Below are 12,685 nucleotides of genomic sequence, written 5' to 3'. Positions count from 1 at the left end.
ACGGTTGGCCGACCCGGCCTGACAGGGCCAAAAGTCACCAACCGTCATGGCTGGCATACTTGAGCCGTCCGCACCACTCCGATGGCATCGGTTTTGTGGAGACTTTTAACCGTGGCCGGAGGCGTGATGGAAGTAGCCGTATTCGGGGCGACAGGTGCGACAGGCTTGGAGGCATGCCGCCTTTCTGTGGCGGCCGGGCACACGGTCCGCGCCGTGAGGCGTCAGGGCAATGAGCTGTCGCTTGCCGCCTCCGATTCCTTACGCGCCGTTCACGCAGACGTGGTGACCGGCGACGGGGTTGCGGAAGCAGTCGCTGGCGCGGACGCGGTGCTCTCAGTGCTCGGTGCGCCGTCGTACACGCGGCACCCGATCACTGTGTACTCGACAGGCACCCACGCGATCATCAACGCCCTGCGCGAGGCGGGCCACGGGAAGCGGTTTGTCGTGGTCAGTTCGGGACTGACTTATCCACCGCCTGCCGGTTGCGGGTTCATTGCCGCCCGAATTGTATTATCGTTCCTCCTCAACGTGCTCGGCAAGACCTTGTACGCGGACATGCGTCGCCTGGAGGAACTGGTGCGATCAAGCGATGACATCGCCTGGACGATCATGCGGCCCGGGCACCTCTTCAATACGGAGTCCGTATCCCAGTGCCGGCTAAACCTGAACGATCCAACGCAGCGGTACACCTCCCGGGTCGACCTCGCCGCCGCCATGGTCGGGGAGATCGACACCACCGAGCACGTCCGTCAAGCAGTCTCGCGGACTACCACGCGCCGATGACGCCACAGCCGACGCCCGCCGCTGCACTGTTCAGGGCGCTACTGAGTCTGCGGATCGAGTTCGAGATACTCACCGAGAAGATCGCTAAAGCATTCCGCCTGAACCCAGGCGCCCTCGGCATCCTCGACGTGTAGGACTCACAAGGTCCCAGCACGCCCAAGGAACTCGTCGACACCACAGGAATCGAACCTGCACCCCCGCCGATTCACGTTCGACACACTTCTGCATGACGGCCCCAGCCGTCCAGGAGCTTGATGACTGTTTCGTCGCCGTCAATCAAGCACTGCAGGCCCGAATGCAAAGACTGACCGATGAGACGCAACTTACCATTGCCGGTTTCCTCGACGACGTCGGCAAGATTGCACGCGAGTACCGCGATGACACCACTACGTCCGAATAGGCGGGAATAGAGCCCCGCACGAACTCACCACCATCACCAAGTCCGTCAACTCGCAACCCGGATCCTCCGCCGCTATGGCGACCTGCAATCTCATAGCGTCCAAGGTGGAGACCGATGATGGATCGGATCCGGTCCACTTAGAATTCGACGATCTTGGCAAGGATGCTGAAGATCCCGCCGACTGCCATCGCCATGGAACCATTTAGGCGTAGCTTTCCGAGCCCCTTTTTCGGTGCGGGGCCGTAGCGCTAACACCGAATCATGGGGGTTCCTGGGTCTAGGATGCTGATAGATACCTTTGAAAGGGAAAACTAATGACCAGTGGCAGCCCGTTCGTGATAGTGGTTGGTTTTGATGGCTCCGAGCATTCCCAGGCAGCACTGAATTGGGCAGGGGATGAGGCCCGCCAGCGCAACGGCCGGTTTCATCTGGTCACGGCATGGAGCAATGCTCCTTTGTCGTGGTATCCGGCCGTGATGGAAACGGCGATGGGTGGCATCGCCGTGCCCGAAGATTCCCCGCGACAAATAGCGGAGAGGCTCATGGCCGAGGCGCTGAAATCGGGTGCCGCCAAGGGGGTTGTCATCACGGGGGAAGTGGTTGAAAATCATTCGCCGGCGGCTGCGATCCTTGCCGCTGCCCAGGACGCGGATCTCATCGTCGTCGGTTCCCGAGGGCATGGCGGATTTTCTGGTCTCAATCTCGGCTCGGTCTCCAGCCAGATCGTCCACCATGCGCTTTGTTCCGTCCTGGTTACACGGTCCAAGTCTTCCTGAGCCAACAAGCCACTTCTCCGGAAGTTGTCTTCTGATAGTCGTCCAGCAAGATTCTGGAAATGGCTACGCTCGAGTCACCGGCGACGGCCGTTGCCGGTGGTCCCGAAGTTCATGGGCGGGGTCGCCGGTGGGCCGGAGCCCGACCACGCGGCTGGGTCGGTGCCCCGCCGGTGGGTTCTGGAGTCGCAGTGGTGGGCCGTATGACCGGATGCGTGCAGGTCACGGTGAAAGGGGTTCCGTCGTGCAGCAGCCGCAGGGGTCCGCCGTCGAGTAGGCGGTAGCTCGTCGTACCCGGGGTGATCTCCACTCTCAGCCGCCGCCCACGCACGCTAAGGGTGATGGCCAGTCGGGTGATGCCGGCGGGGAGTCGGGGAGCGAAGGCGAGGGTCCCGTCGTGGTCACGCAGACCGGCCAGCCCGGGGACGAGCGCGATCCAGGTCCCGGCCAGCGACGCTGCGTGCAGGCCGTCGCGGGTGTTGTGTTCGAGGTCCTCCAGGTCCATCAGGGCGGCTTCTGTCAGGTAGTCATAGGCCAGTTCGAGGTGGAAGGTCTCGGCTGCCAACACGGCCTGGGTGCAAGCCGACAGGGAGGAATCGCGCACAGTGAGGGCTTCGTAGTAGGAGAAGTTACGGGCTTTCTGCGCGGGGGTGAACGCCTCACCGCGCAGGTGCATCGCCAGCACCAAACCAGCCTGTTTGACGACTTGTTTGCGGTAAAGGTCAAAATAGGGCACGTGCAATAGCAGTGGGTACTGCTCCTCGGTTGTGGCGGCGAAGTCCCAGATGGCGTGGCTGGTGAATCCTTCGGACTGGGGATGGACCCCCAGCTCGTGGTCCTAGCAGGTGGCCATGGACCGCACCGCGGCACGCCATGCCGCGATTTTCTCCGCGTCGATGCCAAGGAGGCGCGCCCGGTCGGGATGCCGCTTGGCTGCGTCGGCTGCGCAGGGGAGATTGTGCTGCGCCATGAGGTTGGTGTAGACGTTATTGTCGGCCACTGCCGAATACTCGTCCGGGCCGGTAATCCCGTCGATACGGAAGCCGCAGTGTGTCGTAGTGCCCCCAGCGAGGACCACAGCCGCGCTGTCTGTACCAGCAGCTCCAGCCCAATATCGCGCTCGAATGTCGCATCGCCGGTGAGGTGGAGGTAGCGGACCACTGCGTCGGCGATGTCGGCACCGATGTGGAAGGCCGCTGTCCCGGCCGGCCAGTACCCGGAACATTCATGTCCGGCGATCGTGCGCCACGGGAACACCGCCCCAGCCAACCCTAGCTGGACCGCCCGCTCACATGCCTGGGGCAGGATCGAATGCCGCCACCGCAGCGCATCGCGCGGCCTGTGGTGTGGTGTAGGTGAGCATCTGCAGTACGAAGGCTCGGTGTCCCAGAATGCGTGCCCGTCGTAGCCGGGGCCGGTCAGGCCCTTGCCGGGGATCGCCCCGCCCCTCGGCCCTCGCGCCAGCCTGCAACAGGTGAAATAACGCGAACCGTACCGCTTGCTGGACGCGGACGTCACCGTCGAGTTCAACGTCGGCGCGGGCCCATAATTCATCCAGATAGGCGCGCTGCCCGACCACCAAACCGTCCCATCCGCTCTGCCTGGCGGCGGTGAGGGCCGCGGCGACCTGATCGGCGGCTGCCGGTTGCGAGCGGACCGCTGACCAGCCGTAGGCGACGAGCTTGATGAGCCGCAGCCGCTGTCCTGGCTGCAGGGTCGCTGTGAACGTCACCCGTGCCTGATCGGGGGTGCTCTCTGCCAGAACCTGTACCGAACTTGGACCCCCGTTCATCGGTTCCTGGTCCTCCGGGGCTGGGCCGTGGATGTCGTGCGCCTTTCCCGCACCCACCCGCAGTCCGCTGAGCGCAGTGTGATGCAGCAGTGATCCATCCGTGCCCTCGCAGGCGTGCTGCTCAGCCACCAGCGGTGCCAGCAGCCAGGCGGCCTCCCGCGGGTCCCCTCCGTTAGGTGGCAATGCCTCGTTGGCGACCAACTCGGACTGCCGAACGATTCGCACCTCGTGGTCGAGGGCTTCGACTTCGTAGTGGATCGCGGCCACCGCCCGTTGCACTAGCGAGACCAGTCGCTGCGAGTGAACCCGGACACCATGTCCTCCTTGAGACACCCACCGCACCTCACGTGTTAGCAGTCCGGACCGGAAATCCAGGACCCGTTCGTGGGCAAGCAGTTGTCCGTAGCGGATGTCGAAGGGCTGATCATCGACGAGCAGGCGGATCAGCTTGCCGTTGGTGACGTTGATGACGGTTTGCCCGGCTTCAGGGTAGCCGTAGCCGGCCTCGGCCTAGGGCATGGGCCGTGACCCATACACCCCCGTTCAGGTATGAGCCGGGCAGCCCGTGCGGTTCGCCTTCGTCCAGGTTCCCGCGCCAGCCGAGATGCCCGTTGGAAAACGCGAACAGCGACTCGCTCTGTGCCAGCACGTCGCGGTCAAGACTGGTCTCACACAGGCACCATGGCTCGCCCGCATAGGCCGGGTGGCTAATCATCTCCGCTCCAACAGTTCTGCCGGGTCGGTCACGACAATGTCGGCGCCCGCAGCGCGCAACGCGGGGGACTGTCCGACCCGGTCCACACCCACTACGTACCCGAACCTGCCGGCTCGCCCGGCCTGCACACCGGCGATGGCATCCTCGAACACCGCCGCCGGCCCGGGCGCGACGCCCAGCGCCCGGGCAGCGGCCAGATAGCTATCCGGTTCGGGTTTGCCCGCCATCCCCTCGGCCCGCAGGCTCAGACCATCGATGTGGATCTCAAACATTTCAGCGATGCCGGCGGCGGCGAGTATCTGGGCGCAGTTGGCGCTGGACGACACCACCGCGGTGCGCAGCCCGACCATACGTACCGCACGCACGTAACGCACCGACCCCGCATACGCCTGCACACCGTCGTGGCGGATCCGGCGGAGCGGAATCTCGTTCTTGGTCTCACCCAGGGCAGTGATCGTCTCTGCTCCGGACAGGTCATCCGGGCCGCCGACGGGCAGCTCGATCCCCCCGCGAGGCCAGAAAGGAGGCGGTCCCATCGGCCGGGACTTGCCATCGACATAAGTGTCATAGTCCGTGGCCGGGTCAAAGGCCACGAAGGGCGTCCCGAGCCGCTGTGCCCTGGATTTCAGGTAGCTGTCAAACATCTCCTGCCATGCCGCGGCGTGAACCGTTGCCGTCGCGGTCAGCACACCATCCAGATCGAACAGGCACACAATCGTCGCCACCGGCAAGCCCACTAACGCTGCCGCCACCGGACTCTCCACGGCCGGTGTCATGCCTTTCCGGCGTCCGGTAGGTCCGTCGTTGCGCCGACCGCCACGGCCGCGCCGGCGGGCAAAAGGGACTGCTGCGGGCTCAACTGGTTCTTCCATGTCTCGAACAACGCATGTCGACCCGTCATGTCAATCCACCAGTCTTGGGCAGGGTGGCTCGATCGTGTTCGGTACACCAGGTGCAGCGGCGGCGGTGGTCGGTGCCGGGACGGTCATGGTGGTTGTTCTTGATTTCCTGCCCGTAGGGGCAACCGGTGTTGTCGTGGAAAACGGGGTCGCCGGGGTCGGTGTCGGTGTAAAAAGCGGCCGTTGTCGGCGGCGTCGTTGTCTGGGATGGGCCGTGGATGGCGTCCTGATTGGGTGACGGCACGTCCTCGGTCAGATTCCCGTCGTCTGGACTGGTGGTCTTCTTGGTGCGGTCGAAGATGCGGTAGGCGAGAAGTTTGATGCGGTCGCTGGCCAGGGCCCAGATGATGGCGTAGCCCCACACGAACGCGGCCCAGCCCCAGCCCAGCGGGGTCATGAACAGCCCATAGACGGCGATGAGGGTCGCCACGGCCTGGGTGCCAAGAACCGCCATCCAGAGGATGCGCGCCGGGCGGATGGACCAGAACGGGCCGCGGGTGCGGGTGAGGAAGATGGTGAGGTGCCCGGCGACCGAGAGCATCAGGTACATCATGGTTTGCAGTTGGGGGCGGTCCAGGTCAAATACCTTGTCGCCGAGGTAGAACAGCCCGAACGCGGCGATCGGCCCGACGACACCCAGCACGGTGGCGATACCCAACACCAGACGCATGTTCCAGGCTTCGGGCTTCATCTTGTAGTGGACGGTGTCGTACGCGATGGACAGAATGGCGCCGTCGTTGAGCAGGGCCAGCATCACGATCATGATCGCGGTGACGGGGAAGAAGTTAAAGACGAGGATTGACCCGGTGACGAAGAGCAGCACCCGCAGTGTTTCGGCAATGCGGTACATGGCGTAGGAGTTCATCCGCTGAAAGATCTTGCGGCTTTCCTTGATCGCGTCAATGATCACCGCCAGCCCGGGAGTGAGCAGGACGATCGCGGCGGCGGCGCGGGCGGCGTCGGTGGCGCCGGATACGGCGATCCCGCAGTCTGCCTTCTTCAGGGCCGGGGCGTCGTTGACGCCGTCGCCGGTCATGCCGACGATGTGACCGCGCTGCTGGAGGACGTCGATGATGTGGTACTTGTGCTCGGGGAAGACTTGGGCGAACCCGTCGGCGGTCTCGATGGACCGCACTGCCTCCGGGGCCTCCTGCTTCTTCACGTCGCCTAGGCCGGCGGCGTCGAGGATGTTGGTGCCGAGCCCGACTTTGGCCGCGGTCTCTTTGGCGATCGCGATCGCGTCCCCGGTAACCATCTTCACACTCACGCCCATCGTCCGGGCGGTGGCGATCGTGGTCTTGGCGTCCTGCCGGGGCGGGTCGAAGAGCGGGAGCACGCCCAGGAACGTCCATTGGTCCCGGTCGTCGGCGCGGGCGACGCCCAGCGACCTGTAGCCGCGGGCGGCGAAGTCGTTGACGGCGGCCTCGACGGCCGGTGTGGTGATTGCACTGTCGCTTGCGAGAGCGAGGATGACCTGCGGGGCGCCCTTGCTGACTTTGAACGTCGTCCCGTCGGTGCTGGTGACGGTTGCCTCGGTGCGTTTATCGACGGGGTTGAAGGGCTCGAAGTGGTTGATCGTGTAGGGCTGTAAGGCGTTTTTGTTGGAAAGGCCGCCGAGCACGGCGAGGTCGATGGGGTCATCGTTGTCGGCGCGGGAAGCTAGTGCCCCGGCCAGGACGACGTCGGCGGCCGTGACCGTGTCGATGCAGAACGGATCGCCCAAGGTGAGCGAGTTCTGGGTCAACGTGCCGGTTTTGTCCGCGCACAGCACGTCCACTCCGGCGAGTTCCTCGATCGCGACCAGCCGGCTGACGACGGCCTGCTTCGTGGCCAGCAGCCGGGCACCGACCGCCATGGTCACCGACAGCACCGTGGGCATGGCGACCGGGATCGCCGCGACGGTCAGCACCAGAGCGAACTGCAGGGTGGTCAGGACTGCGTCGCCGCGCAACAGTGAGACGAGCACGATCACCGCGACGAATACTGCCGCGAGGACAATGAGGTAGTTGCCGATTTTCAGGACGGCTTTTTGGAAGTGGCTGACGGTGTGGGCGTCGGCGACCAGTTCGGCAGTCTTGCCGAAGTAGGTGTGGGTGCCGGTGGCGTAGACCAGTGCGCCGATCTCGCCGCGTCGGATGATCGAGCCCGAGTACACCTGATCCCCAGGTTTACAGCTCGCGGGCAGGGATTCTCCGGTGAGGGCGGATTGGTCGACCTCGATCTCGTCGCCGTCCAGTAGGCGGGCGTCGGCGGGGACGATGTCACCGAGGCGCAGACGGATCACGTCCCCGGGCACCAGTTCTCGTGCGGCCGGGGTGCCCCATTCGCCGTCACGTCGCACGCGGGCGGTCATGGCGAGTTTGGCTTTCAGCGCATCGATGGCGTTGCCGGCTTGGCGCTCCTCGGTGTAGCCGACGACGGCGTTGGCCAGCAGCAGCACCAAGATGATGAAGAAATCGGGCCAGTGCCCGACCGCGCCGGAGAGGATCACCGCGACCTCAATCATCCACGGGATCGGTCCCCAGAAGTAGGACAGGAACTTCAGCAGCGGGTTGGTCTTGTGCTCGGCGATCTCGTTCGGCCCGTACGTGACCAGCCGTTTCGCCGCTTCGGCCTCGCTCAGCCCTTCCGGTGAGGTGTCGAGCTGCTTCTGGACCTCCGCCATGGGCAGCGATTTCAAGTCCTGCTTCGGGTCAGGGACAGACGTCGCCGAGCCGTCCGGCGTCGACCTGGTGCTGTCAGTACTCATGGTGGTCATCCGCCTGCCCAAAATGGGTGCCGGTGCCCCTGCGGGCATCCCGATTGGCCGCAACCCGTTGCTGGAGGGCCTGCTGTGCTCGTGTCGCATGCGCGTCCTGGCCGCCCCAGATCGTCAAGGCTGGCTGCTGGATCGCGCGGCCGAAGGAGAACGCCACCGGCCACGGCAGCGGTGGATCTGTGCGACTGTTGATGGCGGTCAGCCGGGTTGTGGCGAGGTCTCCGGACTGGCCGCCGGAGAGAAACGCGATCCCGGCGACCGCGGCGGGCACGGCACGTCTCAGGCACGTCCGAGTGGCATCGGCCACGACCTGTATGGGGTCCTGGACGGGACAGTCAAGACCTGGAAGGATCATGTTGGGTTTCAGGAGCATGCCTTCGAGCACGACTGCCTGCTCTGCGAGCTGATTGAAGACCACGTGAAGCACCTCTTCAGTGACCTGGCCACACCGGGCGAGTGTGTGCTCGCCGGTCATCAGCACTTCCGGTTCAACGATCGGCACCAGGCCGGCTTCCTGGCACAGCGCGGCGTAGCGCGCCAGCGCGTGCGCGTTGGCCAGTACGGAGGCCCTGCTGGGGGTGGAGGCTCCGATGGTGACCACGGCCCGCCATTTCGCGAAGCTGGCGCCCATCTGGCGGTACTCGTCCAGACGTGCGCGCAATCCGTCAAGGCCTTCGGTGACTTTCTCTCCGGGATGGCCTGCCATCGGTGTTGCGCCGAGGTCGACCTTGATGCCTGTGGAGATCCCGGCATTGTGCAGGACGTCCGGGAACGGCACTCCGTCGGCGGTGTGTTGTCGGATGGTCTCGTCGCAGACGATGACGCCGCTGATGCTGTCTCCGAGGCCGGGGGTGGTGATGATTAGTTCCCGGTATGCGCGGCGGGCCTGCACCGTCTGGGGTATTCCGAGCCGGGCGAAGCGCCGGTTGCAGGTGGGGATCGATTCGTCGATCGCCAGCAGGCCTTTGGAGTCGGCAAGCAACGCCCGCGCCGCCTCCACCACTGCGGAGTCGATTACAGCAGTGTCGACAGGCCCGGCGCCAGCGGGCAGGATAACGGCCCCCGGCGTGATGGTCGGTGGGGTGGTGGTCATTGCCATGGGGTCCACACCCAGTCGCGGATCTCGGGCAGGTCCTGGCCGTGTTGGTTGATGTAGAGGTTGTGTTCGATGAGCTTGTCGGCCATGCTCTGTTTGAGGTAGTCCCCGGTGGCGCCGAGTTGCGGGAGCCGGTCGATGACGTCCTGGACGAGGTGAAAACGGTCGAGCCGGTTTTGCACGCGCATGTCGAAAGCGGTGGTGATGGTGCCTTCCTCAATGTAGCCGCGCACGTGCAGGTTGCGGTTGGTCCGCCGGTAGGTCAGGCGGTGGATCAGGGTCGGGTATCCGTGGAACGCGAACACGATGTGCTTGTCGCGGGTGAACAACGTGTCGTAGTCCGAATCGGAGAGGCCATGCGGGTGCTCGCTCGCGGATTGCAACTTCATCAAGTCCACGACGTTGACGACCCGGACCTTTAGCTCGGGCAGGTTTTCCCGCAGGATCATGGCCGCGGCCAGCACCTCCAGGGTGGGGGTGTCCCCACAGCAGGCCAGGACGACGTCGGGCTCGGCGCCGCGGTCATTGCCCGCCCACTCCCAGATCCCGATACCCTTCGTGCAGTGGATCTCCGCCTCGGCCATGGGAAGCCACTGCGGCATGGCACGCTTGCCGGCGACGATGACGTTGACGTAGTGGCGGCTTCGCAGGCAGTGGTCGGCGACACTGAGCAGGCAGTTCGCATCCGGCGGGAGATAGACCCGGACAATGTCGGCCTTCTTATTCACCACGTGATCAAGGAAGCCGGGATCTTGGTGGGTGAAACCATTGTGATCCTGCTGCCAGACGTGGGAGGCCAGCAGGTAGTTCAGCGAGGAAATATCGCGTCGCCAGGGCAGGGCCTTGGTGATCTTGAGCCATTTGGCGTGCTGATTGAACATCGAGTCGACGATGTGGATGAACGCCTCGTAGCAGTTGAACAGGCCATGGCGGCCGGTGAGCAGATAGCCTTCCAACCATCCCTGGGACTGGTGCTCGGAGAGCATCGAGTCCAGCACCAAACCGGACGGGGCCAAGAATTCATCGTTTTCAACAGTCCGGCCTTCCCACTGGCGGTCGGTGACCTCGAACACTGCGCCAAGCTTGTTTGAAAGCGTTTCGTCCGGGCCGAAGAGGCGGAAGTTACGGCGTTCTTCATTCAGCTTGATGACATCGCGCAGAAACTCCCCCAACACGGCAGTGTCCTCTACCTCCACGGCGCCGGGGGCGGTCACGGCAACCGCGTGGGTCCGGAAATCGGGCATCTGCAGGTCCCGCAGGACCAGTCCGCCATTGGTGTGGGGATTGGAGCCCATCCGCCGTTCCCCCGTCGGGGCAAGCGCGGCCAACTCCGGCAGCAGGCGTCCGTCGGCATCGAAGAGTTCCTCCGGTTTGTAGCTGCGCATCCAATGCTCGAGCTGTTCGACGTGCCCGGGATGGGCCTCGTCCACCAGCAACGGAACCTGATGGGCCCGGAATGTACCCTCGATTTGCAGCCCGTCCACCACTTTCGGGCCCGTCCACCCCTTCGGCGAACGCAGCACGATCATCGGCCACCTGGGCCTTTGCGTACAGCCATCAACGCGCGCATCGGACTGGATGGCTCGGACGTCCTCAATGGACTCGTCCAGCACGGAGGCCATTAGTTGGTGCATTGTCTCTGGATCATCACCCTCGACATAGCGCGGGTCCCACCCGCAGCCACGCAGAAACGAATCCAGTTCCTCAGGCTCGATCCTGGCCAACACCGTGGGGTTGCTGATCTTGTATCCGTTCAGGTGCAGAATCGGCAGGACCGCCCCGTCGCTGACTGGGTTAAGAAACTTTGTGGAATGCCACGCCGTGGCCAGCGGGCCGGTCTCGGCCTCGCCATCGCCAATCACGCAGGCGACGACCAGCCCCGGGTTGTCAAACACCGCGCCGAACGCGTGGCTGAGTGAATAACCGAGCTCTCCGCCCTCGTGGATCGAGCCCGGGGTGGTGGGGGCCACATGGCTGGAAATGCCCCCCGGGAACGAAAACTGCATGAACAGCTTCTTCAAACCCGCCTCGTCCTGGCTCACGTCCGGGTAGATCTCCGAATAGCTGCCCTCAAGATACGTGTTGGCCACCAGCGCCGGCCCGCCATGCCCGGGCCCTGCGATATAGAACATGTCCAGGTCGTACTTCACGATCGCCCGGTTCAGGTGGACGTAGATGAAGTTCTGGCCCGGTGTCGTCCCCCAATGACCGACGACCAACGGCTTCACGTCCGTGAACTCCAGGGAACGCTTGAGCAGCGGATTGGCGTAGAGATAGATCTGCCCGACCGACAGATAGTTCGCCGCACGCCAGTAGGCATCCATTCGGGACAGTAGTTCAGGATCCAAGGTTGAGGTGTGCGCGGTGCCCTTCTCATTTCCGGCCAAGGCAGGTACCGGAATCGCCGGTTCGGAGGACGTGGTCTGTTCAGTCATGATGTTGCTCCTTTAACTATGGGTGACCCGGGTGGGGCCGTTGCCGCCGAGGCGCCTGATGTGGTGGCGGCCCCTTTGGGCCGGATGTTGCGGCCGGTGATCGTGGTGCCGGTGTTTCCGTCCAGGACGTCGGCTGCGTCAGTCAGGGCGCCGATCGCGGCTGGATGCCCCGTGGCGGCGGTGAACCACGCAGCCGCAGCCACCTTCGGACCCATCGACCCCGCCGGAAGCTGCAGTTCGGTCAGTTCGTCGACGCTGATCCGATCAATGGCGTGCGCGTCCGGGGTGCCGAAGTCGCGCATGACTGCCGTGACATCGGTGAGCAGGAGCAGCCTGTCCGCACCCACATCGAGTGCGATGCGCGCGGAGGTATAGTCCTTGTCGACCACAGCCTCAACGCCTCGCAGCTGGCCTGCGGGATTCCGGATGACGGGCGATCCGCCTCCGCCGCCGCACACGACCAGTGCGCCGACGTGAAGCAGGTGCAAGATGCTGTCCTGTTCGACGATTCCCAGTGGCCGCGGGGAGGCCACGACCCGACGCCAGGACGAGCCGTCGGCGCGGACCTGCCAACCATGGCGCGCGGCCAGGTCCTCCGCCTCGCTTCGGGTGTAGGTCCGCCCGATGAATTTCGAGGGTGAAGCGAACCCCGGGTCGGTTTCGTCGACGAGCGTCTGGGTGATCACCGCGACCACCGGACCGGTGACACCGGCATTGCGCAACTCCTGGGTAAGCCAGTAACCGATCATCCCTTGCGTTTGGGCTCCGAGGGCGTCCAACGGATACGCCTCAGTCAGTGTCCGGTCGGCTTCGCTCTCCATGGCCAACAGTCCGATCTGGGGGCCATTGCCGTGGCACACGATCAGTTGGTGCTCGCGGGCGAGAGGCGCCAGGGCAGCCGCGGCATCGCGGATATGACGGCGTTCAACGTGGGCGTCGGGCCGGTCCTTTCGTTCAAGCAGGGCGTTGCCGCCCAGTGCGACGATGATGCGCACTTATCGGTCCCCTTGGGTCATGGAAGCGAGGGAACTGAG

At 64.5% G+C, this 12,685-nt stretch carries 12 protein-coding genes and 2 pseudogenes; 4 read left to right on the top strand and 10 right to left on the bottom strand.

Annotated elements, in window-relative coordinates:
* Positions 1-81 precede the first annotated feature (81 nt).
* The 4 genes from CVV68_RS22020 to CVV68_RS22015 all read left to right on the top strand — a co-directional run bounded on the left by CVV68_RS22020 (position 82) and on the right by CVV68_RS22015 (position 1,959).
* The gene (locus CVV68_RS22020; RefSeq protein ID WP_110503130.1) at positions 82-783 is read left to right on the top strand and encodes an NAD(P)-dependent oxidoreductase; all 702 of its coding nucleotides are present in this window, start codon (positions 82-84) and stop codon (positions 781-783) included.
* Positions 780-917: a hypothetical protein gene (locus CVV68_RS24040; protein WP_211320965.1), complete on the top strand. Its 138-nt coding sequence runs from the start codon at positions 780-782 to the stop codon at positions 915-917. The genes CVV68_RS22020 and CVV68_RS24040 overlap by 4 nt, the downstream gene beginning before the upstream one ends.
* Before the next feature lie 92 nt (positions 918-1,009).
* Positions 1,010-1,183: a hypothetical protein gene (locus tag CVV68_RS24035; RefSeq protein WP_211320964.1), complete on the top strand. Its 174-nt coding sequence runs from the start codon at positions 1,010-1,012 to the stop codon at positions 1,181-1,183.
* 314 nt (positions 1,184-1,497) lie between these two features.
* Positions 1,498-1,959, top strand: coding sequence for a universal stress protein (locus CVV68_RS22015; protein ID WP_110503129.1), 462 nt, complete (start codon positions 1,498-1,500; stop codon positions 1,957-1,959).
* A 109-nt stretch (positions 1,960-2,068) separates the two neighbouring features.
* On the opposite strand, the gene CVV68_RS25025 is transcribed toward CVV68_RS22015, so the two are convergent.
* The 10 genes and pseudogenes from CVV68_RS25025 to CVV68_RS21985 all read right to left on the bottom strand — a co-directional run bounded on the left by CVV68_RS25025 (position 2,069) and on the right by CVV68_RS21985 (position 12,646).
* On the bottom strand, positions 2,069-2,461 hold the full coding sequence (locus CVV68_RS25025) for a glycosyl hydrolase family 65 domain-containing protein (RefSeq protein ID WP_368773195.1): 393 nt from the start codon (positions 2,459-2,461) through the stop codon (positions 2,069-2,071).
* A pseudogene (locus tag CVV68_RS25020) lies at positions 2,453-2,956 on the bottom strand (family 65 glycosyl hydrolase); the annotation flags it as partial. The gene CVV68_RS25025 and the pseudogene CVV68_RS25020, both read right to left, overlap by 9 nt.
* Positions 2,957-3,069: 113 nt before the next feature.
* Positions 3,070-3,336 (bottom strand): annotated as a pseudogene (locus tag CVV68_RS24730) (hypothetical protein); the annotation flags it as partial.
* A complete protein-coding gene (locus CVV68_RS24725; RefSeq protein ID WP_306415723.1) occupies positions 3,245-4,195 on the bottom strand; it encodes a glycoside hydrolase family 65 protein in 951 nt (316 codons plus the stop codon). The gene CVV68_RS24725 and the pseudogene CVV68_RS24730, both read right to left, overlap by 92 nt.
* 37 nt (positions 4,196-4,232) lie before the next feature.
* Complete coding sequence (locus tag CVV68_RS24720) at positions 4,233-4,463, bottom strand: hypothetical protein (protein WP_281268327.1); 231 nt, start codon at positions 4,461-4,463, stop codon at positions 4,233-4,235.
* Entirely contained in the window at positions 4,460-5,239 is a 780-nt protein-coding gene (locus CVV68_RS22005; RefSeq protein WP_110503128.1) for an HAD family hydrolase, read from the bottom strand. The genes CVV68_RS24720 and CVV68_RS22005 overlap by 4 nt, the downstream gene beginning before the upstream one ends.
* Before the next feature lie 121 nt (positions 5,240-5,360).
* The gene (locus tag CVV68_RS22000; RefSeq protein WP_110503127.1) at positions 5,361-8,111 is read right to left on the bottom strand and encodes a plasma-membrane proton-efflux P-type ATPase; all 2,751 of its coding nucleotides are present in this window, start codon (positions 8,109-8,111) and stop codon (positions 5,361-5,363) included.
* Positions 8,101-9,213, bottom strand: a complete 1,113-nt coding sequence (locus CVV68_RS21995; protein WP_110503126.1) for a class I fructose-bisphosphate aldolase — start codon at positions 9,211-9,213, stop codon at positions 8,101-8,103. Before CVV68_RS21995 ends, CVV68_RS22000 begins: the two co-directional genes overlap by 11 nt.
* A complete protein-coding gene (locus CVV68_RS21990) occupies positions 9,210-11,651 on the bottom strand; it encodes a phosphoketolase family protein (RefSeq protein ID WP_110503125.1) in 2,442 nt (813 codons plus the stop codon). The genes CVV68_RS21995 and CVV68_RS21990 overlap by 4 nt, the downstream gene beginning before the upstream one ends.
* Entirely contained in the window at positions 11,648-12,646 is a 999-nt protein-coding gene (locus CVV68_RS21985) for a carbamate kinase (protein ID WP_110503124.1), read from the bottom strand. Before CVV68_RS21985 ends, CVV68_RS21990 begins: the two co-directional genes overlap by 4 nt.
* Positions 12,647-12,685: the final 39 nt, after the last annotated feature.

The sequence above is a fragment of the Arthrobacter livingstonensis genome (assembly GCF_003219815.1).
GTDB classification, from domain to species: domain Bacteria; phylum Actinomycetota; class Actinomycetes; order Actinomycetales; family Micrococcaceae; genus Specibacter; species Specibacter livingstonensis.
The sequence above is the reverse complement of the archived record's forward strand: the minus strand, read 5'-3'. Positions and strand labels throughout refer to the sequence as shown.